General features: G+C 59.5%; 14 protein-coding genes. 9 read left to right on the top strand and 5 right to left on the bottom strand.

What is annotated here, in order from left to right; genetic code table 11:
• The 4 genes from DSM100238_RS08655 to DSM100238_RS08640 all read right to left on the bottom strand — a co-directional run.
• Nucleotides 1-895: S8 family serine peptidase (locus DSM100238_RS08655; RefSeq protein WP_240812425.1), on the bottom strand; the 895-nt coding region annotated here is incomplete at its 3' end.
• A 14-nt stretch (nucleotides 896-909) separates the two neighbouring features.
• Nucleotides 910-1245 carry a hypothetical protein gene (locus DSM100238_RS08650; protein WP_152356257.1) on the bottom strand — a complete coding sequence of 112 codons (336 nt, stop codon included), beginning with the start codon at nucleotides 1243-1245 and terminating at the stop codon, nucleotides 910-912.
• A gap of 108 nt (nucleotides 1246-1353) precedes the next feature.
• Entirely contained in the window at nucleotides 1354-1641 is a 288-nt protein-coding gene (locus DSM100238_RS08645) for a WXG100 family type VII secretion target (RefSeq protein ID WP_152356256.1), read from the bottom strand.
• A gap of 34 nt (nucleotides 1642-1675) precedes the next feature.
• Complete coding sequence (locus tag DSM100238_RS08640; protein WP_152356255.1) at nucleotides 1676-1987, bottom strand: WXG100 family type VII secretion target; 312 nt, start codon at nucleotides 1985-1987, stop codon at nucleotides 1676-1678.
• 314 nt (nucleotides 1988-2301) lie between these two features.
• Here DSM100238_RS08640 and DSM100238_RS08635 point away from each other — a divergent pair, with 314 nt between their 5' ends.
• From DSM100238_RS08635 to DSM100238_RS08595, 9 genes are read left to right on the top strand one after another with little or no spacing between them, the layout of a single operon-like run.
• Nucleotides 2302-3696 (top strand): EsaB/YukD family protein, encoded by a 1395-nt coding sequence (locus DSM100238_RS08635; protein ID WP_240812424.1) that lies wholly within the window; start codon nucleotides 2302-2304, stop codon nucleotides 3694-3696.
• A gap of 32 nt (nucleotides 3697-3728) precedes the next feature.
• On the top strand, nucleotides 3729-6299 hold the full coding sequence (gene eccB, locus DSM100238_RS08630; RefSeq protein WP_152356254.1) for a type VII secretion protein EccB: 2571 nt from the start codon (nucleotides 3729-3731) through the stop codon (nucleotides 6297-6299).
• A 19-nt stretch (nucleotides 6300-6318) separates the two neighbouring features.
• Complete coding sequence (locus tag DSM100238_RS08625) at nucleotides 6319-7749, top strand: serine/threonine-protein kinase (protein WP_152356253.1); 1431 nt, start codon at nucleotides 6319-6321, stop codon at nucleotides 7747-7749.
• 46 nt (nucleotides 7750-7795) lie between these two features.
• Nucleotides 7796-13870 carry an Ig-like domain-containing protein gene (locus DSM100238_RS08620; protein WP_152356252.1) on the top strand — a complete coding sequence of 2025 codons (6075 nt, stop codon included), beginning with the start codon at nucleotides 7796-7798 and terminating at the stop codon, nucleotides 13868-13870.
• On the top strand, nucleotides 13860-15179 hold the full coding sequence (locus DSM100238_RS08615; protein ID WP_152356251.1) for an AAA family ATPase: 1320 nt from the start codon (nucleotides 13860-13862) through the stop codon (nucleotides 15177-15179). Before DSM100238_RS08620 ends, DSM100238_RS08615 begins: the two co-directional genes overlap by 11 nt.
• A 46-nt stretch (nucleotides 15180-15225) precedes the next feature.
• Complete coding sequence (locus DSM100238_RS08610) at nucleotides 15226-16446, top strand: DUF58 domain-containing protein (protein ID WP_152356250.1); 1221 nt, start codon at nucleotides 15226-15228, stop codon at nucleotides 16444-16446.
• Nucleotides 16443-18926 carry a transglutaminase TgpA family protein gene (locus tag DSM100238_RS08605; RefSeq protein ID WP_240812423.1) on the top strand — a complete coding sequence of 828 codons (2484 nt, stop codon included), beginning with the start codon at nucleotides 16443-16445 and terminating at the stop codon, nucleotides 18924-18926. The genes DSM100238_RS08610 and DSM100238_RS08605 overlap by 4 nt, the downstream gene beginning before the upstream one ends.
• A complete protein-coding gene (locus DSM100238_RS08600; protein WP_152356249.1) occupies nucleotides 18923-19792 on the top strand; it encodes a PP2C family protein-serine/threonine phosphatase in 870 nt (289 codons plus the stop codon). The genes DSM100238_RS08605 and DSM100238_RS08600 overlap by 4 nt, the downstream gene beginning before the upstream one ends.
• A 29-nt stretch (nucleotides 19793-19821) precedes the next feature.
• A complete protein-coding gene (locus DSM100238_RS08595; protein ID WP_152356248.1) occupies nucleotides 19822-20604 on the top strand; it encodes a variant leucine-rich repeat-containing protein in 783 nt (260 codons plus the stop codon).
• A 160-nt stretch (nucleotides 20605-20764) separates the two neighbouring features.
• Here the strand turns inward: DSM100238_RS08595 and DSM100238_RS08590 are convergent, their stop codons facing one another.
• The gene (locus DSM100238_RS08590) at nucleotides 20765-21319 is read right to left on the bottom strand and encodes an FHA domain-containing protein (protein ID WP_152356247.1); all 555 of its coding nucleotides are present in this window, start codon (nucleotides 21317-21319) and stop codon (nucleotides 20765-20767) included.
• Nucleotides 21320-21485: the final 166 nt, after the last annotated feature.

The following is a 21485-nucleotide window of genomic DNA, read 5'->3' as shown; positions in this document are numbered from 1 at the left end:
CCTCGCCCGGGAAGTAATTGTTCGTCCCCGGCACACCCACCAGGTCGTACATGCCCGCGGTCGAGCTGTTGTCCCGCCCGGACACCAGCACCACGCCATGCCGCAACGCATGCAACGCCGCCGCCGCAAAATCCCAGTTGTCGATGCCGTCGAGACCGAACGACATGTTCACCACACGCGCCCCCGACGACACCGCATCCTCCAACGCCCCGACCTCCAAGGGATTCGCGCCGTTGTCGTCGTCGCTGACACAGGCCATGCCCGCATCGAGGGACCCCTCATCCGCGAGCTGGTTGGGGTAGGCGATCACATGCGCGCCCGGCGCGACGCCCTGGAAGCCCAGGCCGCCGTCATAGCCCTCGCCAGTCCCCGCGATCAGCCCGACCATATGCGTCCCGTGCGTCACATACAGGCCGTCCGCAGTGGACACCGTCGGATCATCCACCGACATGGACAACGACGAATCCCGCGCACCACGGCACGACGTACCCCCGCCCACCATGACGAACCGGTACTCCACATCCACGCCCGCCAGGGACGGATGATCCTCCACCACCTGGTCGTCGATCACCGCGACCGTCACCCCACGGCCCGTCACACCCGACGCCCACGCATCACGCACCCCCATATCCTCGATACGCCAATCCACCCCATCCACAGCACGCGCCGGCACACACAACCCACACGCCACCACAACAGCAGCCACCACCAACACCACACGCCACAACCACACACGCACACGGCCACGCGCCGGCCGCTCCCACGGCTCCATCCGCGCGCACTCAACCGCGCCAGACAACGCTACGGACTCATCATCATGCATGACCATCGACATATGGAGCACTCCCCTTACACTGTTGTTGAAAACCAGCCGCACGGCATCAAGGGATGCCACCCGCGGCACCGTACCTAGGCTTGTATGATAGAAGTCTCCGCCAATGCCTCGCGAATCGCCGATAATGTGTCCAACTGTGACTGCTCCGTCTGTTCGAACACGTTCACTGTGGTGTCAAGACGCTGCGTATATTCTGTTGCGCTCTGTTGGCCGGTATCACCCAGCTCCTGCAACTTCTCCGCTTGCTTCTTCAAATTTTCATCAAGATTTTTACCAAAGCTGTCTAAACTATGCTTCTGGGTACTGCTTCCAGCCCGCTTGCCCAACCGCTGCACGTTCTCAACTTCGGACATCATAACGCGGCACTCCTCGCGCACCACTTCCGGCGTAAGCTCAATCTTGTCGCCCATCTTTCCTCATTTCCTCAATCTGCACCGACCAATGCAATAATGATGCCGGAACCCGCCGTATAGGCGATACGGCCATACGGCGGGTTCCGGCAAACCGACTCGATTGAGTCAGAACCGTCCCGCGGAACGCGCGTCAGACTCCACGTACTGTTGAGCAATTTGCGAAGTCGCCTGGGAAATCTGCCCCAGAATCTGGTTCATCTCCTGCAGCTTGCTGTTCCAGTCACGCTGAGCCTGGTAGTAGGCTTCACGAGCGGCACCATCCCACTGCCCCACCAAGGTCTTCACTTGGCTGTCGAGGTTGTCGAGTTCCTGAGCGATGCCTTTGGCATCATTGGCGATGTCATTCGATAGAACATCCACCTGCTCTGGTCGGACCGAAAAAGAACTCACCATGATATGTTTCTCCTTGCCTGTGTATCGATGCGTCTCAGCCGAGCAGGGCTTGCAGCTTGGATGTACGGGACTGGTTGTCTTCCTCGTTGGCAGCCTGATCCTTGGCGGTGCCACGCAGGTTGTCACGCAAATCGTTAAGAATGCGATTGAGGCTATTGGCTTTCTCCTGCCAGCTCGTCATCAACGTGTTGAACGAGGTGGCGGCATCGCCGCTCCAGAACGACCCCAGTTCCGCCATCTTCGCGTCGATGTCTTTGATGCGGTGATCGATGCCCAGCCGTGCGTTCTCAACCGCAACAGCACCTTTCTCGATTGCGCCTTCTTCGGCTCTGATTTTTTCAGCCATATTGTTCCTTCGTTGGGAATGTGTTGCTCGTGGTGCCGTCAAGTCGACGAACACACAGTTCATAATATCCTATCCGTCAACGCAATAAACAAGAGCAATCCACTGAGCATTCACTGAATGAAACATGCGCATCAAACGTTTGACGTCGCAATTTCACACGCAAGTTCAACCCCTGAATGAAACACTTGCAAAAGCGAAAAAAATCGCGACACACCGAGCATACGACCATTCATGTTATAGTGCTTACGTCAATGGTGCCCACAGAACATCAGGCGTTCTGGAACGGAGCTTCATTCATGCGAGAAGGACCATCAATGACCACCAGCGCACCGCCGCTACCGAACAGTTCACAAGAACAGCCGGCCGTTGCGTCGGGCACCAATGCCGCACAACCATTGCACATCACCATCATCTATCAAGCACGAACCATCACATTGCATATCAGCGATGCGCTGATCATCGCGGACGTGCTCCCCGATATCGCACGCCGGCTTGGAGTGTTGGACCCGTCAATCGTGTATGGAGGGTTCCGGCTGCTCACCGCCGAAGGCGACGCGCTATCACTATCACAGACCTTTGCGGAACAGCACGTTCCCGACAACAGCACACTCACATTGGAACCTGGGGTATCAGCGGATACCGACCTCGTCTACGATGACGTAGTCGAAGCAGTCGGCGCAAGCGTCCAACAGGTCTACCGCCCTTGGACGGCAGAACACACCACGTTCACTTCATTACTGATGAGCACAGGCATGCTGGTCATCAGCATCGTATGGCTGGCGCTGTTCCCGACATCATTGTGGACCGGAACACTGGGCCTCGGATTCGCCGCGGTGCTCATCGCCCTGTGCGCGGTTATACAAAGCAAAAGCATGACGATGCAAGCCAGCGTCATCGGCGTAGAAGCCAGCGCATTCGCAGCCGTCGGAGGCTACCATCTGGCGTCCGCATTCGCTCCCGCCCCCTCGCCATACGCCATGCCAATGGTGGGTGCAGGCATCGGGCTGCTGCTCGCCGGAAGCCTGATGACATTCGCCGCCCCGAGAACAAGACCCTACGGGGTCATCCCCATAACTATAGGGCTGCTCGTCATCATTCCTGCTGTCTTATGCTCCGCAATGCCCGGTTGGACGTCAACAATCTGGATTATCACAGCGACACTCGCAGCATTGGCAGCGAACGTACTGCCGTGGATGTGCCTGTCCTTCGCACGTCTGAGCGTACAAAGCCCCCACAGTGATGCCGAAATCTTCGCGTTGCCGGAAGCAATCGACTATCAGGATATCAAACGACGGTATATCGCAGGCTCCACCATGCTGTTCATCGGGCGGGTCAGCGTCGCCGCCATACTGCTTATTGCAGTGCCACTGCTGAGCTCGTTGCATACCGTACTGGGTTCAGTGCTCTGCCTGGTCGCGTTCCTCGCCATGCTGCTGGATTCACGTCAAATCTACGCGCTACGGGACATGGTGATCACCACCGCGACCGCCGGCATCGGCATCATCTGCACCGGACTGGTCAGTGTCCGCGCACACCAGCAATTCGCCATCCCTTTGACTATCGTCATGATGTGCTGCGCGTTCGTCACCATCATGCTCACCCACGTGACCGACAAGAAGTCGCTGTTTGCCACACGCGTTGCCGACATGGCGGAAACGCTGTGCATCATGGCGTTGTCTCCGCTCGCATATTTGGCAATCACCGCATGACACGTGACCATGTCAGATGAAGGACACCGTTTATGGCTGATAAAAAGGATCTCTCCGAAGCGCAAAGCTATTCCCGTCGCCGCTTGGTCACTGCGTTCACCAGCGGAATCCCCGACGGTGTAGAACTCACGCCCAAAAACAATCGGACTCCTGTACTTGTCGGGGTCGGCCTGACCATCATCGCGATTCTGGCGAGCATGTTCTATGGAACAGTCAGCCCCTCACTGCCAGCAGACTGGGAGAACAACAAACTCATTGTCGCCAAGGACTCTGCCGCTCGCTATGTCAGCGCGGACGGAACGCTGCATCCGGTCATCAATGCGGTCAGCGCACGACTGCTCATCCCCTCGTCGGATTTCGAAGTAATCACCGTCGCAGACAACCAGCTTGACAACATTCCTATCGGATCCACGATCGGTATTCTTGGCGCCCCCGATTCGCTGCCGGAACAGGGAAGCCTCATCACCGGATCCATCAGCAGCTGCACTTCAACCGCAGGCACAGACACGACAGTGAGCAACACCAATGCCCCCGCACGAACCTCCCGCGAAGCGGTACGCGTCACAGTTGATGACACCGATTATCTCGTCACAGGGTCGCACCGATATCGATTGCCATCGGAACCATCATTGCGAGACGCGTATCTGAGAGCGTTCGGCATGTCCCAGACGGCATCGATGAGCGCGAGCGCACAATGGATCAACCTGTTTGAACGTGGCGACAATCTTGAACCTATTACTGTGGCAGGTGAAGGCAAACCGATCAGTGTGCACGGTGTCAACGTGACCGTCGGCGGTGTCGTTGCACAACAAGGTGACAGCCAACACCATATGTATGTGGTGATGCCAGACGGTTCACTGTCCATGCTCAACGACCTCACGTACAACCTGTACGTCATCGGCAAGTCCGAACAGCTTGCGCAACCACAGACGCTCAACGCCGCTGATTTCCAATACTTTTCCAATTCCTCCGAGCCGGCGATCCCTGACACTTGGCCGACAACAACACTTTCGTTCAAGCAGGATCTTTCCTCAGCATGTGCGACATACCCGCTGCACCGGTCGAAGAAAGCCGACGCATCCCAAGTGCGACTGACCGTCACCGCAGGGCGCACCAAACGCGCCAACGGCAAACGCACCGATACCGTAACCATCACCGATGGCACGGGGGCACTCGTCCGCGCTGCGATCGGCAATTCGAATCAAGGTACGGTATTCGCCATCGATTCGACCGGCACCGCATACCCCATCCCGCAGGCGACCGAAGAGATACTCAAACGGCTTGGCTACACCACGCAGGACGTGCGCAACATCCCCCGTGCATGGATTGACGTTTTCCCACAAGGTGTGCAGCTGACCACAACAGCGGCAGGTTCAGCACCCCACACCATGACGACAACGGACGGAATGGCAGTTGACGCAGCCATGGCGGACAGTCAGGGGCAATGCCAGGCAGGGGTTGAAAACTACATCACGCGGCAGCCGTGGACCACAACATTGTTCGACTACGACACCCTGCACAGGCAAGCCACCGGCAAGGGGGTCACCGTCGCCGTCATCGATTCTGGCGTTGACGCCAACAACCCGCATCTGAGTAAGGCAGTGGTTCCCGGCGTCAGTTTTCTTGACGGCGACACCAGCAATGGCATGGAGGATATCTACAGTCATGGCACAGCCGTCGCCGGCATTATCGCCGCAGGCAACGTGCCAGGGTCATCCATCCAAGGATTGGCCCCCGATGCCACCATTCTGCCAATCCGCGTGTTCGAAAGCATTCGTGAGCAGGACGGACGGCAAACCGGAGCGCCAAGCATGGAAACCGTCAGCAAGGCCATTATCGCGGCGGTCGATCATCATGCACAAATCATCAATATCTCATTGAGCGACACCCAAGATATTGCACCAATGCGGGAAGCTGTCCAGTATGCTCAATCACATGGCAGCCTTATCGTCGCCAGCGCCGGTAACCGTCTGACTTCCACCAGCACCAAAGACGGCGCCCGATACCCGGCGGCCTATCCCGATGTGCTTGGCGTCACCGCACTCAATACCGATCTTGAGGTCACCGAGGATTCCGTACACGGCAGTCAAGTGGATGTCGCCGCCCCAGGCATGATGACCGCTTCGACCATTCCCGGCGGGGTCGATTGCGTGTTCGCGACGGATGTCTCCTCAACCAGTTTTGCCACCGCATACGTAAGCGCCGAGGCAGCGCTGATCGCGCAACAGTATCCGGATGAAACCCCTGCACAATGGAAGCAGCGCATTCTGGTCTCGGCGAATCGCCCAGACTCTGATCTTCGCGACAACACCATCGGGTGGGGCATCATGGATCCGCTCAACGCCTTGACCCTCTCCTTGTCCGACGGCATTCGTGGACCACACGCCGACGGCACCGTGCCTGTCCGCCAACATGCCGAGGACGCCGGACACACGCTGGTATTGCATGCGCACCATGATACGGACGCCGGCATTCGTCTGTTTGCAGGCATCATCACTATCATAGTGTGCTGTGTATGCGCTGTCGCCTGGTTGTTGGCGTTGCGCCGACGCGCAATCCCTCAGCGCGAAATTGTTGCGCCAACAAGAGAAGAATCACGGTAACGACCAAGGAGGAACAGGGATGCGATTGCGCCCACCAGCCCAGATTCCCGGGTTTACGCCTATCAAGCAGCTGGGTGCCGGGTCCGAAGCCGACGTATACCTGTATCAGCAGCACTCCCCCACCAGACAGGTGGCCATCAAAATCAGCAAACAAACGCTTGATCCGCAAGCGGAGGCGGATATCAGGACCGAAGCGAATCTCATGGCTCAGGTTTCGGCGCATCCATTTATTCTGTCCGTATTCGGCAGCGGAGTCACCGCGGACGGGCGTGGCTACACCGTGTTCGAATACGCTCCGGGCGGCAATTACAAGACGTTCCTGGAACATGACCGGCTCACAGCAGACCAGATGCTGACCGTCGGTATCGAGTTGGCGAGCGCCTTGTTCACCGCGCATCGCAGCGGCATTGTTCACCGGGATATCAAGCCGGGCAATATTCTGTTGAATGCACAGCATATGCCGCTGCTGGCTGATTTCGGTATCGCCGGATCAATTTACGGGGGACCTGGGGTCGGATTCACGATCGCGTGGGCGGCGCCGGAAGTGCTGTTATGCAGCGGCGGCGGCAACGAAGCGTCTGATATTTTCTCGCTGGGTGCGACGTTGTTCGCGCTGGTGACGGGCAAATCGCCATATGAGTATGCGTATGCCGGCCAGTTGGGGGATGCGCGAGGGGAACACCGGGCGAAACTGCTTCAGGCGATTGTGAGCGATACGCCATTACCTGCGCTTGACTGCCCCGAAATTCCGACACCGGTGGAGCGCGTATTACACAAAGCGCTGAGCTACAAACCGGAAGATCGGTATTATTCCGCGCTCGAATTCGCCCGTGCCATGCAGCGGGTGCAGCGTGAAGTGTACGGGCATGCGACACGGACCACAATCGAAGGGGAACCGGATTTCCCGTCGGATATGCGACAGCGTCCGGCAACCGTCGTCAAGCCGGTTGAGCAGACGCGCACGCCATCGTCATGGGTCAGACCGTTGGCGGTTACACTGGCAGTCGTTGCCGCGGTCGCGGCGGTGGTGTTGGTGTTCGTCGTCGTGGTGGTGCCGCATATGGACGACGCCTCTGATACCGCTCGGGTACAGGTGCACGGTTCAGCGCCGGCAAGCAGCGCTGATTCGCACCGCGAAGACAATCCGGATTCATCGATATCCACTGCAAGCGTGCCCAGTGTCAGCGATCTGGCCGGCGTATATTCCGCCACCGGAGACAAGGTGACGTTCACGTGGACGAACCCGTCGCCGCAAGACGGTGATTCGTATGCATGGTCGCCAGTCGGCGACGCGAACGGTTCTACGAATACACTCGGCACTGTCACCGACTCAACGAGCGTCGAGGTTGACGCGTCTGATGGCGCACAGACCTGCATTCAGGTGAGTTTGATTCGTAAGAACAGGCAGATGTCTGACACACCGGCGATCGCATGCGCCACCCGACCGTAACAGGCAAGACGTGAACTCTGGGATGTTTTCAAAGGATGAACCGATTATGAGCACAAGCGGCACAGCACATCAGCCGGCGCATTCGCCCACGCATCGCACACGATTCAAGGCGATGCGCCGTCTGGCGCCGTCCTTCAGAAGACAGCAAATCGCACCGGTGGCGATGCTGGTACTGCTGTTGGCCATCGTCGCGGGGTCGATCATCGTCAGTTCGGTGACACAGCCGCATGTGCAGCTTGATGATGGCACAGTCTGGGTCACATCGCTCAAAGACCATAAGGCCGCGCGCTTCAACGTGAAGAACAAAGAAGCCGATGCCGGTGTCGCTTCAACATCCGCACGCTTCGACATAGCCCAGCATGATGGGGACACCGTACTGTCCGAAAACACAAAAGCCAGCAATATCGCGGCGTCCACAGTCACTGAGAGCGGCAATACATCCATTACTTCGGACATGAAAACCGTGATCAGCGGTTCGACGGCCGCCCTGTTCAACACCAAAACAGGCAACGTGTGGGTGGGACCGGCTTCAGATGTGAAATCCGTGAATCCTGCAGCCGACAGTCCGAAGATGAGCCTTGGCACAGGCGGTGCGATCGCGGTGACCCATGACGGTACGGTGTACGGGTACCGTGCCTCCGACCATACGGTACTGAGCGTTGACGGCCCGAAAGGCACGATAAGCAAGGTCGCCAGCATCACCGGGGCGTCGAACGCCGAATCATTCACCGTAGTGGGCGACACCCCGGTAGTTGCCAGTTCCGGCAAGGTGTTCTGGCCGTCCGGCAGCGCGAATATCGGGCTGACAGGCCGCGCGATATTGCAAGCCCCATCCACGGATGGCGAACAGCAAGACTGGGTGGCGGTTTCGACACCACGCGGTATCGCCACCATCAATCTGCGCAGCAAGAAAGTCGCAACGCTGCCAAATTCAGGCAAAGGGGATGCCGCGCAACCGGTGTCGACCGGAGGTTGTGTTTTCGCCGCATGGTCGCAACGTGCCAATAATTATGCCATGGTGTGCGATGCGAACGGCAAGAACGCGAAATTCGCATCGTTGGAATCGGTCACTGCGACTTCGCAGCTGGCGTTCCGCACGAATCATGGTCTGGTGGTGCTCAACGACGTCATCAACGGCAACGTGTGGAACCCGCAGGATTCTACGAAAGTCATCAAAATCCAGTGGAACAAGGTGGACACCAAACAGTCCGAACAGCAGGAGCAGAACAACGACAGCGCGAACAACCAGCGTCATTTCAGCAAAAGCTGCTCCTCACAATCCGGGCAGATCAAAGCACAGGATGACGCATTCGGGGCCCGGACGGGATCGCAGCAGATTCTCGATGTGCTGCGCAACGATGAACAGACCGACTGCTCAGTGCTGCGCATCGACTCGGTCAGCGCACCGGACGGAGCCAACATCACCGTCTCCCCCATCTATGACGGCAGGTATCTTCAGCTTGACGCTTCAGCGGCATCAGCCGGCACGGTAACCTTCAGCTACACCATTTCCGACGGCCGCGGGCAGACTTCCAGCGCCAACGTGTCATTGGAGCTTGTCTCCGGGGCGAATCGGGCACCCCTGCAAGTCGATGTCCCTCCGGAAACCGACGTCGAGCAGGGCGCTTCAACCACCGTCAACGCGCTGGGCAGTTTCCGCGACCCCGACGGCGATCCGCTGACTTTGGTGTCTGCAACCCCGCAAAACACCGATCAGGTGACCGTCTCCACACGCGCCGACGGCCAGCTTGTCTTCAACGCCGGATCCATGTCTTCCGGGCGCGCAGGCATCGAAGTCACCGTGTCCGACGGCCAGCAAGTCGGCACCGGCATGATGTATTTCTCGGTGAAACCGGCAAACACCCTCGCCGCCAGCATCGATCCTGTGGCCAAGCAGACCACGCCGGGCACCCGTACCACTATCGCGCTGAAACAGTACGTCCACGGCACATCGGTCGAACCCGCGCAGTTGACCGCCGTGGAAACCCCCACCGGCGTGTCCGCCACCATGAACGCGACAGATATGTCAATCACCTTCAGCGCGAACGATCCAGGCACCTACTATGTGCCGTACACCGTCGTCCAAGGATCGATTCCGGCGACCGGCCTGCTGCGCATGGAAGTACAGGCCGTCACCGGGGATGCCGCCAAGCCGGTCGCCGCGAACGATGTCGCCCTGCTCGGCGCGGACAACACGGCAATCGTCGAACCACTCGCCAATGATGTCGATCCTCTCGGCGGCGTATTGTCGGTGACCAGTGTCGCCGCCGATTCGCAAAACGGCATCAAAACAGGTCTCGTCAGCAACAAGCGGGTGTATATCACCGCACGCCGCGTGCCGACGGAACCGGTGCAGATCACCTACACCGTGGCCAACGCCGCCGGCTCGTCAACCGGAGTGATCACCTTGCAACCACCGGCATTGACCAGCTCGAATTCCGTGCCGAAAGCGAGCAACGTCACCGCGCAAGTCCGTACCGGAGGCATCGTATCCGTAGACGTACTGGACCACGTTACGTATTCCGACGGCACCACCGTAAGCCTGCAACATGATTTGCACGTCGACAAGAACACTTTCAAGGGGCTGGCGTTCGTCTCGGGGAACACCGTGCGTTACCAGGCATCCGGGCAGACAGGGTCCTTCCCCGTCACGTACACGGTACAAGACAACCTCGGCAATACGGCATCCGCCACCATCACCTTCGATGTGCATGAGAAGGATGCCGCCAACAAGGCAGCCCCGACGCCGTCTGACGTTGACGCGCAGGTTGCGGCAGGGCAAAAAGTCCAGATCCCGATCACGCTGACTGGCATCGACCCTGACGGCGACGACGTACAACTGCTCGGACTGGGCAACAAAGCGCCGAAACTTGGACGCATCACCGAGGTGGGCGCCACATATCTCGTGTATGAGGCATACGCCGATTCCACGGGAACCGACACGTTCTCGTACGCTGTGGAAGACTGGACCGGCCAGCGAGCCACCGCGCAAATCCGCGTCGGCGTCTTCTCCTCCGGTACCGATTCAGGCGTGTACGCACGCGACGACAGCATCACGCTGCGTCCGAACACCGCAACCACCGTTCCCGTGGCCCAGAATGACATCTCGGGCGACAACACGGATCTGACGGTGGACAAGCATGTCGAATCGCAGGGCATCAGCGGTATCAGCGTCGAAGACAACATGCTCTCGTTCACCACACCGCAACAGCCCGGCACGTATTACGTGACATACACCGTAAAGAACAAGGCCGGCTTGTCCGATACGGGAACATTGACCGTGCAAGTCGATGCGAACGCGCCCATCGACCCTCCGACCGCATACGATTACCGTGTGCCTGCGGCAGCCACCATCGACAAGAAATCCGTCGACGTGGACGTCTCGCAGTGGATCGCCAATCCTTCCGGCACCGCCGACGAACTGCGCGTGGGCGTCGATCCGTCGGCAGCCGACCATGCGCATGTCAAAGGCGGCAAAGGATCCACGACAATCAGCGTGGATTTGACCGATGAAGCGCGCGCAGTGCCATATACCGTCACCAACACGACCTACGGCATCACTTCCACCGCGTTCATCCAAGTCCCCGCCTACGGTGTGTTCCCGCCGAGCTTGCGGCCGAAAGCCCCGGCGTTGAAAGTCAACGCGCGCGAAACCATCACCATCAATATCGCCGATTATGTGCGTGTCGGTGCAGGAAAAACCGCGTATGTGGATGGTGCTGAATCAGTGAGCGCCACCAAAGCCGCGAACAACGACCTATATGTCAACGACCAGACCTTGCAATTCACCGCCCCGAAAGATTATGCAGGACCGGCTTCCATCACCTTCACCGCAGTGGACGGCAAACGAGGCAAGGACGACACCGTGAAAATCGTCAATTCCGCGGTATTGACCCTCCCGATCACGGTGATCGGACGTGACGTGCCCGCCCCGACCTTCTCCTCCCCCACCGTCGATGTGACGGCCGGAGAACAAGCAACCACCATCGATCTGACCGCGTTGACCCATTCATCCTCCGGACTGTACGACGATGAGAAGCAGTACACGTATTCCGGCGGGACGAATACCGGCGGGATTGATGCGAAGGTGAGTGCAGCGGGCAAACTGACCGTCTCCGCGAGCAAGACCACCACCCCGGGCACCACCGTGACCGTGCCGGTGAATATCGAGTATGCAAAAGGAACGGTGAAAGCCGGAGTGTCGGTGCGGGTGACCGCCTCCAACCGGCCGTTGGCGCGCGTGGGCAATAAGACCGTGAACATCAAAGCCGGCTCTTCGCAGCAGGTCAATATCCTGTCTGACGCATACAACCCGTTCCCCGATACCCCGCTCACCGTCGTCGATTGCACTGCAGACAAAAGCGCGAAATTCACCGTGACCTGCCCGTCCAGCGGGATCATCTCCATCAACGCCGCTGCCGACATCGGCCCCAGCACCAACACCATTGTCGTGACCGTCCGTGATGCCACCCAAACCCGGGAACGTGAAACGACCGGTTCCATCAGCGTCGCGGTCAGCGACAAGCCTGACGCGCCGCTGCTGTCCGCCGTCTCCACCAAACCGCAGGACGGCAGAATCGACTTGAGCTGGACACCCGGGTCGGCGAACGGCAGCCCGATCACCGAATACAAAGTCACGTGGAACGGCCCACACTCCGGCGAACGGTCATGCGGGGCGGCGACCTCATGCACCATCGACGGACTGAGCAACGGCAAGACCTACACGTTCAAAGTACAGGCGAAGAACGAGGTCGGCTGGTCCAAGGCATCCAACGCGGTGGAAGGCACGCCGGACAAGCTGCCGGACGCGCCCACGGATGTGAACATCGAAGGCGGAGAGCATTCCATCACCGTCACGTGGAAAGCGCCGAGCGGCAATTTCTCCTCGATTGACAACTACCGGGTCACCTTGAGCGGCACCAATGCGCCGGCAGCGCAGGAAACCACCGGTACCAGCGTCACTTTCACCATCGACGACAACGCCATCATCGACGGCGTCTCATACAAGGCGACCGTCCAGGCACACAACAAGGTGAACTGGAGCCAGCCGTCCAAGCAATCCGACAGCGCGAAACCCTGGGGCAAACCCGACACTCCGCGCATCACCCTGTCCAATGATGACACCACGGGGAAGGTAACGGTGGAATCCATCGGCAACACGCGCAACGCGGGGTGCAAGGCGGTCGAACTGTCCGGCGATCTCGACCTGACCTTGGAATGCTCGGGATCGAAGACCTTCAGTATTCCTGAACGTGATTTGAACACCAAGCAATACACCGTCCACGCGGTTGTCGTCAGCGACAAGAAGACACGCAGCGATGCCACCACAGTGGAGTTCACGCCGCATTACAAGGTGGAGGTGCCTGCTTCGGTCAAAGTCATAGGCAAGGGCGACACATGCAGGGTCGAATGGTCCAAGCGCGGCCATGCCGACGGGTTCACTGTGAAAGCGGCCGGCTTCACCCCTTACCTGGCCAATGATTCCGAACGTTCGCACGACTTCATATTGGCCCCATGGCAGGAGTGCACTGAAGGCAGTGTCGCGCAGAGGTTCAAAGATGCGTCAAGCGATTTCGCCACCGACACCCTGTCCGAACGGTATGTGAATAAACAGAAGGCGGTGATCAACGCGCCAACCCTGCGATGGAACGCGAACGATACGAATACCATCGACGTCTACGGCGGCTCAGTGAATATGTATGGCCAACCCGGCAAGATCGCCATCACATTCAGCGCCCCAGGAACATCGCAGGATGTCGAGTGGAAGCCCGACACCAGCTCGTTGCATGTCAAGGATCTTCTGCCGACAGGAGCCGACTACACGTGGACGGTGAAAGTGACGGGCAACGACCCGGCGCTGAACAATGAGGTCAATGGCGGGCGTCTGGCGGACAAGGACCGATTCCAGCCGCCCGCGCCGGAGCCGGAACCGAGCACGAGTCCGGACACGAGTCCAGACACGAGTCCGACGACAGATACAGCGACACTGTCCGTATTCACGCTGTTCCCACGCCGCCAACATGCCCTCATTGCGCAACCGCGCACGAGACTGACGGCATGGACGAACAACAGCATTGCAGCAATGACAGCCCAACAGCAAGGAGCAACCCATGAGCACTGACACCAGCGACGAAACCCAGTTGGGTTCCATCGGCCATACCCCGCGTATGCCCGTCCCGCCGCATATGCCGCAGCAACCACCCATTCCAACGCTCGGCACGCCGTCGGCGATACCCGTCCACGAGCCGGACGAAGACGCGGAAAGCACCGTGCTGAGCACGCATACCACCTCGCGCCCGGCAGGATCGACGACGCCGACACGCCCGGTGCAGCCGCAACCACAACAACCACAACCGCACCTGCCGCAACCGCAGAACGCGCAACCCGCACCTGAACAACCCGCACCAGCGCGTCCCATCCAGCAAGCGCAGCCCAATGCGGCCGCCGCACCCGGCTTCATGGCTGCCCCACCCGAAGACATCACCCAATTCCACACCACCTTCAGCAAGCTGGTTGACAACGTCTCCCAAGTCGTCGTCGGCAAGGAAATCCCCATCCGCCAATGTGCCACCGCCCTCGTGGTCGGCGGCCACATCCTGCTCGAAGACAACCCAGGAACCGGAAAAACCCAGCTCGCCCGAGGCCTTGCCAACTCAATCGACATGTCCTTCAAACGCATCCAGTTCACACCGGATCTGCTGCCGTCCGACGTGGTCGGCGTCACCTACTACGACCAGAAGCGCGGCGAATTCGAATACCGGGAAGGCCCGATTTTCGCTTCCATCGTCCTCGCCGACGAAATCAACCGCGCTTCGCCGAAAACCCAGTCAGCGCTGCTTGAAGTCATGGAAGAGCAGAACGTCACCGTCGATGGCGTCACCCATCCGGTCCCGCAACCGTTCATGGTCATCGCCACCCAGAACCCCATCGAACAGCTCGGCACCTACAAGCTGCCCGAAGCGCAGATGGACCGGTTCCTCATCAAAACCACCATCGGGTACCCAAATCACGAGGCCAGCGTCGGCATCCTCAAACAGGTCAACGTCACCGATCGCGCCGCCACCGTACACCCCGTACTCACCGGTGCCGACGTGCTGCAGATGCGGAAGATCAGCGAGCGCGTCCACCTTGACGATGCCATCCTCGAATACATCATGCGGCTCGTGGAAGCGACCCGTCACAACGAACGCATACAAGTCGGCTCCTCCATGCGCGGCGCGCTCGCGCTGACCCGATGCGCCCGCGTGTGGGCAGCCGCCGATAATCGCGGGTATGTCGTGCCTGATGACGTGAAAAACCTCGCCGTCGTCGTGCTCGCGCATCGCATCACGCTCACCGCCGAATCAGCATTCGCAGGCATGACGCCGGAACAGGCGATCGAACAGATCCTTGACGATGTCCCTGCCCCGACCGTTGGCCTCCATGCCTGAACCTGCCCGCAAGAGCATACGCACCCACAACCTGAAAGGTCAAGGAATGCGGCAATCGCATACAACACGGCGCGCACGAGCCATCCGACGCTCCATACGCCGTATCAGACGCCCAGTCGCGCGGCTGGTCACCTCAACCGTGTCCCCGCTCGGCTGGACGGTCATCGTCCTCGCCATAGCTTCAGCCGTCGCGTTCACCCGGTTGGGATGGCACGAACTGCTTGCCATGGCCGTGGCGTTGACGACCATGGTGGTCTGCGCGATCGCGATGTCTCTGGGCAATACCGCATTCGCAGCCACTATTGACGTATCCGACCGGCGGGTCACCGTATCGGACACGGTGAACATCATCGTCAGCGTCGATAACCCGGGGCGCACGCCGACCGCTTCAGCGCGCGGCGACCTGCCGATCGGCGAGCACCACGAACGGTTCACCATTCCCATACTCGCCGCAGGCCAGTCAAAACAGACAACCGTGCAGTTCACCGCCATCAATCGCGCGGTATTGCCCGTCGGCCCGTTATCCATCCGCAAAGGCGACCCGTTCGGCCTGATCCGTCGCGAACGGAAACTCGCCGACCATATCAACGTGTTCATCCACCCGCAAACCGTGATGCTCAGCACAATCAGCGCCGGCATTCCACGCGACCTGGAAGGGCAGCCAAGTGGAGAAATCGTCGATGACGACCTTGATTTTTATGGGTTGCGCGAGTACGAGCCCGGAGATGATATTCGAAACGTGCATTGGCTCAGTTCCGCGAAAACAGGGGCGCTTATGATCCGCCAGTATGAAGCCACCCGACGCACCGACACCGCGCTGACCATCAGCGTCAATCCCAACGATTACCAGGACGCCCAGGAATTCGAACTCGCCGTGTCCATCCACGCCTCAATCGGCGTGCAATGCCTGCAACAGGACCGACCGGTCACCGCCCATGCCGGGGACCAACACACCACCCCGAGGAACGCAACCGAATTTCTTGACGGTTGCAGCGCCATCAACCCGGATATCGACGACAATCCCAATCTCGCACAGGACACACTCACCCATGCGCCGGACGCAACCTTCTACTTCTTCACCGTCGGCAGCGCGAAACACATCGACATCATCAAACGCATGGCCTTGGCGCTCCCGCACAACGCGGCCTGCGTGGTATTGCAAACCGCGCCCGGTCAGCCGCGCGGCATCAAACGATACACCGGATTCACCTTGGCGACCGTAGGCGACCTCACCGATCTGCCAATCATCATGGGGACACTGGCATGAGCATCGACATGAATCCCGCCGCCAACACAGGCGATACAGCATCGACCGGCGCCACAGGGCTGACCGATACATTCACCACAACCACAACCACAACCGCGACCGAGACCGCAACCGCAACCGCAACCGGCACATGGGCGGGTGTCACGCATTCGGCGATTTGGATCGCGCATGACAACCGCCAGCAGCCTCTCTCACATGCCAACCGTCCTCACACCGCACAGGTCGCCAGCCTGCTTGCATCAGCCGCCTTGACGTTGATCGCCGCAAGCAACCTGATTGACGTCTACGGGTCGGCTGGCGCGTGGGCTGCCGCGGCCATCCCGGCAACCCTCATCGGCACGCTGATCGCGCTCGCCGGGCTGGTTTCCGCGTTGCGCCTGTGGTGGCAGCTGCTGTTCGTGGCGGTCGCCCAACTGATTCTCGGTCCCGTGCTGCTGCTGAACGACACCACCATCGCCCATGTCATCCCGACCGCGCGCACCTTGAAGCAAGGGTGGGAGTCCATGCTCGGCTCGTTCAAGTATCTGCTGGCGGTCGAGCCGCCGACCGGCACGGGTGACGGGTCACTGCTGGCCGTATGGACCATCTGCCTGTGGGCTGCGCTGCTGACTGGTATCTGCGCGGTGACGGCGGACCATCGGTTCACCATACTCGCCATCATCCCTGTGACGGCAAATATGACGGTCTGTGCATTGTTGGGCTCCCAGAGCGGATTCCAACGCATCGCCGCAGGAACCATAACCGCCATCGTGCTGGTGGTTTGGTTCAGCGCACGCTGGCATCTGCTGGAATTACAGCGTTGGCTGAGCACCGCCATCATCATGGTGCTTGCCGCTTCACTGGCCGTTGGCAGCTGCCTGGCTGTCGGGCAGGATCGCACCATTCTGCGAGACCATTACGAGCCGCCTCTGAGCCCTTACAATTACTCGAGCCCATTGAGTGGCATGCGTTCGTACATCAAGAACCACAAGGATGACGTGCTGCTGACAGTCACGGACCTGCCGGCAGGTTCGACAGTACGGCTTGCTGTGATGGACCGCTTCGACGGCAACGTGTGGAACCTGTCCGATACCGCAATGGCGTCGGATTCTTCCAGCTACCGCCGTGTCGGTACGACCATCCGCAACACGACACAAGGCAAGCGGTTCACTGCCACTTTCACCGTCGATGACGGACTGAGCGAATACTGGCTGCCCTTGGCAGGAGCGGCGACCGGCGTGAAGTTCGCCACAGCGTCAGACGCCGACTCGTTCTACTACAACACCGACACCATGTCCGCCATATTCCCCGAACGCATCCACAGCGGCATGTCATACACGGAAACCGGTGTCATTCCAGCCACTCCCAGCGACAAGGACATCGCCAAAGCGCCCGCTGCCAATATCAGCCAGCCCAAAGCCGAAGACGTGCCCGACAGCGTAGACAAGCTCGCCACCGCCATCGCAGGCGGGCAGGCCAGCGGCGGTGAAGCCGCGCAGGCGCTTGCGGACAAGCTCAAGGAAAGCGGCTGGTTCTCGCACGGTTTGAACGGCGATTACCCTTCGAACGCCGGTCATGGCAACTATCGCGTCGACCAGCTGCTCGCCGGATCCGCCATGGTCGGCGACAGCGAACAATACGCGTCCGCGATGGCGCTGATGGCACGCAGTCTCGGTATGCCGAGCCGGGTCGTCCTCGGATTCATCCCGAAAAACGATGAAGGCGATATCAGCGACAGCCGCACCAAAAAGCAAGCCGGCAAGACCATCACCACATTCACCGGCAACGACGTGACCGCATGGGTCGAAGTCAAACTGGACAAATACGGATGGGTGGCATTCTATCCGACACCAAAAGAAACCAAAGTCCCGGACGAAAACCAGAACCTGACGCCGCCGAACCCAAAGACCCTGGTGCGTCAGCCTCCCGTCCCACTCACCGATCCTTTACGCGACGACAACCAAGCCACCAACAAATCATCCATCGGAGGCAACATGGCCGATGATGATACACATGAAAACCTCGCGTGGCAGCGTACGATACGGATCATCCGGGCTGTCGCCATCTTCGGCAGTCCGCTATGGATACTGCTCATCATCGTCGCATTGCTGTTGTCCATCAAAGCCATTGCCCTATTGCGGGCACACAACCACGGCAGCGCCGCGCAACGAGTCGCAGCCGGCTGGCAGGCCATCACCGCGCTCGCCCGGCAAAGCGGTCTCGATATCCAGGGCACCAGAAGCGAGCAGGCACACGCCATCGCCGAGGACATGGCACTTGAACCCAACACGTTGGAATCGTTGGGGCGGGAAGCTGATTACGTCTCGTTCTCAGGGCAGCCCATCAACACCGACCAGGTTGAACGCTACTGGCGCAATGTGCTCAAGGAACGCGGCACCATGCTCAACTCGATGCCGCTCTTGCGCCGCTGGCGCGCCAGACTCTCGCTTGCGGACGTGTTCCACACGCCCGGTGGACGAAGGAAAGGACGGGACTCATGAGCCTGCTCAGCATCAATGTCGGACTGGACACCAATATCGGTCGGCGGCGGAAAACCAATCAGGACAACCTCTACGCACGCAACGGCGTGTATGTGGTATGCGACGGCATGGGCGGCGGCACAGGAGGCGAGACCGCAAGCGCGGATGCCGTCTGGCGGCTGACGCAACTGGCCGAACGGCCCCATCGCGGCCTTAATGACATCAGCGCCACGCTGCAACAGGCTCAGGATGATGTCCTGCAATTGGGCGAGAGACTCGGCGGTATCGCCGGTACCACAGTCACCGGTGTCATCTTGCCGACACGTGTCGAGAACAACGGCACATGTCCCGAAGCTCGCTGCTACATCGTCAATATCGGCGATTCACGCACCTACCACATGGATGCCGATACTGACGGCGTCTGGCAGGCAGACTCACTGGTGTGCATCACCCGGGATCATTCGAAACGCCAGGCCGCCATCGACACGGGGAGCATGCTGCCCGAGGAGGCGAGCCAGCGCATTCCCCGCAATGTCATCACGCAATGCATCGGCGCGCCTGACGGCATCCGTCCCGACTGGTATGCCGCGCCCGCATATGGCAGGTTCATCATCTGTTCCGACGGGCTGCACGCGCAAATCAGCTCCGACACGCTTGCCACGATCGCCGCATCGCACGCCGATCCCCAATTGGCAGCTGATCAGCTCATCGATGCCGCGCTGCAGGCGGGCGGAAACGACAATATCACCGTTGTCGTGGTGGATATCCACGCCGCCGACACGCCCGGCGCTGCCTGGCGCGCTGGCAGAATCTGCGATGACGAAGACATCGATGACACCTTAGACGGCACCCTGCACACGCTGAGGTACATGTCATCAGTACAATAACAGCAGCACAGCAACAAGGAGAGCACATCATGGTTGATTTCAACGCCGCCGTTGCGGCAGTACAGGATCCGAACGCCGATCCGGTATTCCTTGCGAGAATTGCGTACGAAAATCCAGAGTTCGGGGCGAATGTCGTCGCCAACCCGAGAGCATACCCGGGACTGAAACGCTGGGTCGCCCAATTCGGCGATGAACGTGCACGCCAGCAGCTTATGGCGATGGGATGGCCGGTACCGCAAACCGGCGTCCAACAGCAGATGACAGCCGGGCCCGTCACCGCGCAAACGCCAATGGAGCAGCAGGGAATGGAGACGGGAGCCGAACGCCAAAGGACAGAGCAGTTTGCACCATCAACTCCTGCCGGCGCCAATCAGGAGACTGCGCCGCAGAACGAATACAACGCAGCAGAAGCGGCACCGGCCAACACCGCAGTATCAGCGCATGAAACCGGCCCGGATCAGCATGCCGATGTTGCGAACCAACATGCCGGGTACGACGCTCAAACCCCGGCTCCAGACAACCTGGTCTCCGATGGCCAGTTGTCGGACAGCCAGTTCTCTGACAATACGGAAAATCAATACATTACGCCAGCACAAGCGTCCCCCATCGCCGACGCCAACGAGACGAACGGTTATACCGCCGATATGGCCATGCATACAGACGACCAGATGCTGATGGCCCGTATCGCCGGCGAAGCGCCAGAACTGCGTCCTGCACTCGCCCGCAATCCGAATATCTATCCGGAGTTGCTCGAATGGCTCGGTCAGCTGAACGATTCGGCAATCAACGCCGCCATCCGTTCACGCCAATAGCCCAAGCCCAATAGCGCTGTGGGGCGGGGATGCAAACCCCGCCCCACAGCCTTTTCCGCTTGCCTCTCCCAATCGTCGCGTCAAATCAAACGCCGTTCAGCGCATAGGCATCATGCCATTCGCTCAGGAGAAGGCAGGATCCGCAAGCCACGCCAGCCAATCAGCATGCTTCGAAGGAGAAGAACTGGTCACCGATGCGAATGATGCATGGGGCTTCGAGCCTCATGCGTGCATGTTCCACTTTGGTTTCGGTGTTATCGCGGATGACATATGTGCCGTTGAGTGAGCCATAATCCTCAATCCACAGGATGCCGTCCTTATCGATATTGATAGCCGCATGGTTACGGGAAATCGTTCGAGTCGGGTCTTCCAATGTCACCGCTTTGATTCCTTCGGGCAGATCGTGCGAAGGTTTGCGTCCCAATAGCACGCCCGAATCCACGATAACGCGCTGGCTGGTCTGCTCGTTATAGAGCACGTACTCCTGCCGAGGCATTTTCGCGGCGAAATCCGCGGATAATACCGTACCCTCCCAGTCGATGTCATCATCGTCCTGGCTGGTCGGTTCAGATTCGACAACGGTATTCGTGACACTCGCGGTATTCATCGCACTCGCAGAGGTCTGAATATTGCTATCAGCTTGCTGCGGCATCACCGCAGCATCATCATAATACCAACCTAAATCTGGTGGAGGTGGGTATGGCAGTACGCTCATACTCCTGATTATAAGCGATTACCTTCCCAACAGGTCATCGCCCGTTTTCTAGTTTGGAGTGCAACACTGCCTCGTGTTGTGGGTTGTGGTTGATTGTACGGGGTACCCGGGGACGGGTGCGCCCTGGGCGGCGAGTCGTTCCATCTGCTCGTCCCACGCCTCCGCC

It is taken from the genome of Bifidobacterium apri (genome assembly GCF_009299485.1).
GTDB classification, from domain to species: Bacteria; Actinomycetota; Actinomycetes; order Actinomycetales; family Bifidobacteriaceae; genus Bifidobacterium; species Bifidobacterium apri.
Note: the sequence above shows the minus strand (reverse complement) of the source record. Positions and strands in the feature narration are given on the sequence as shown.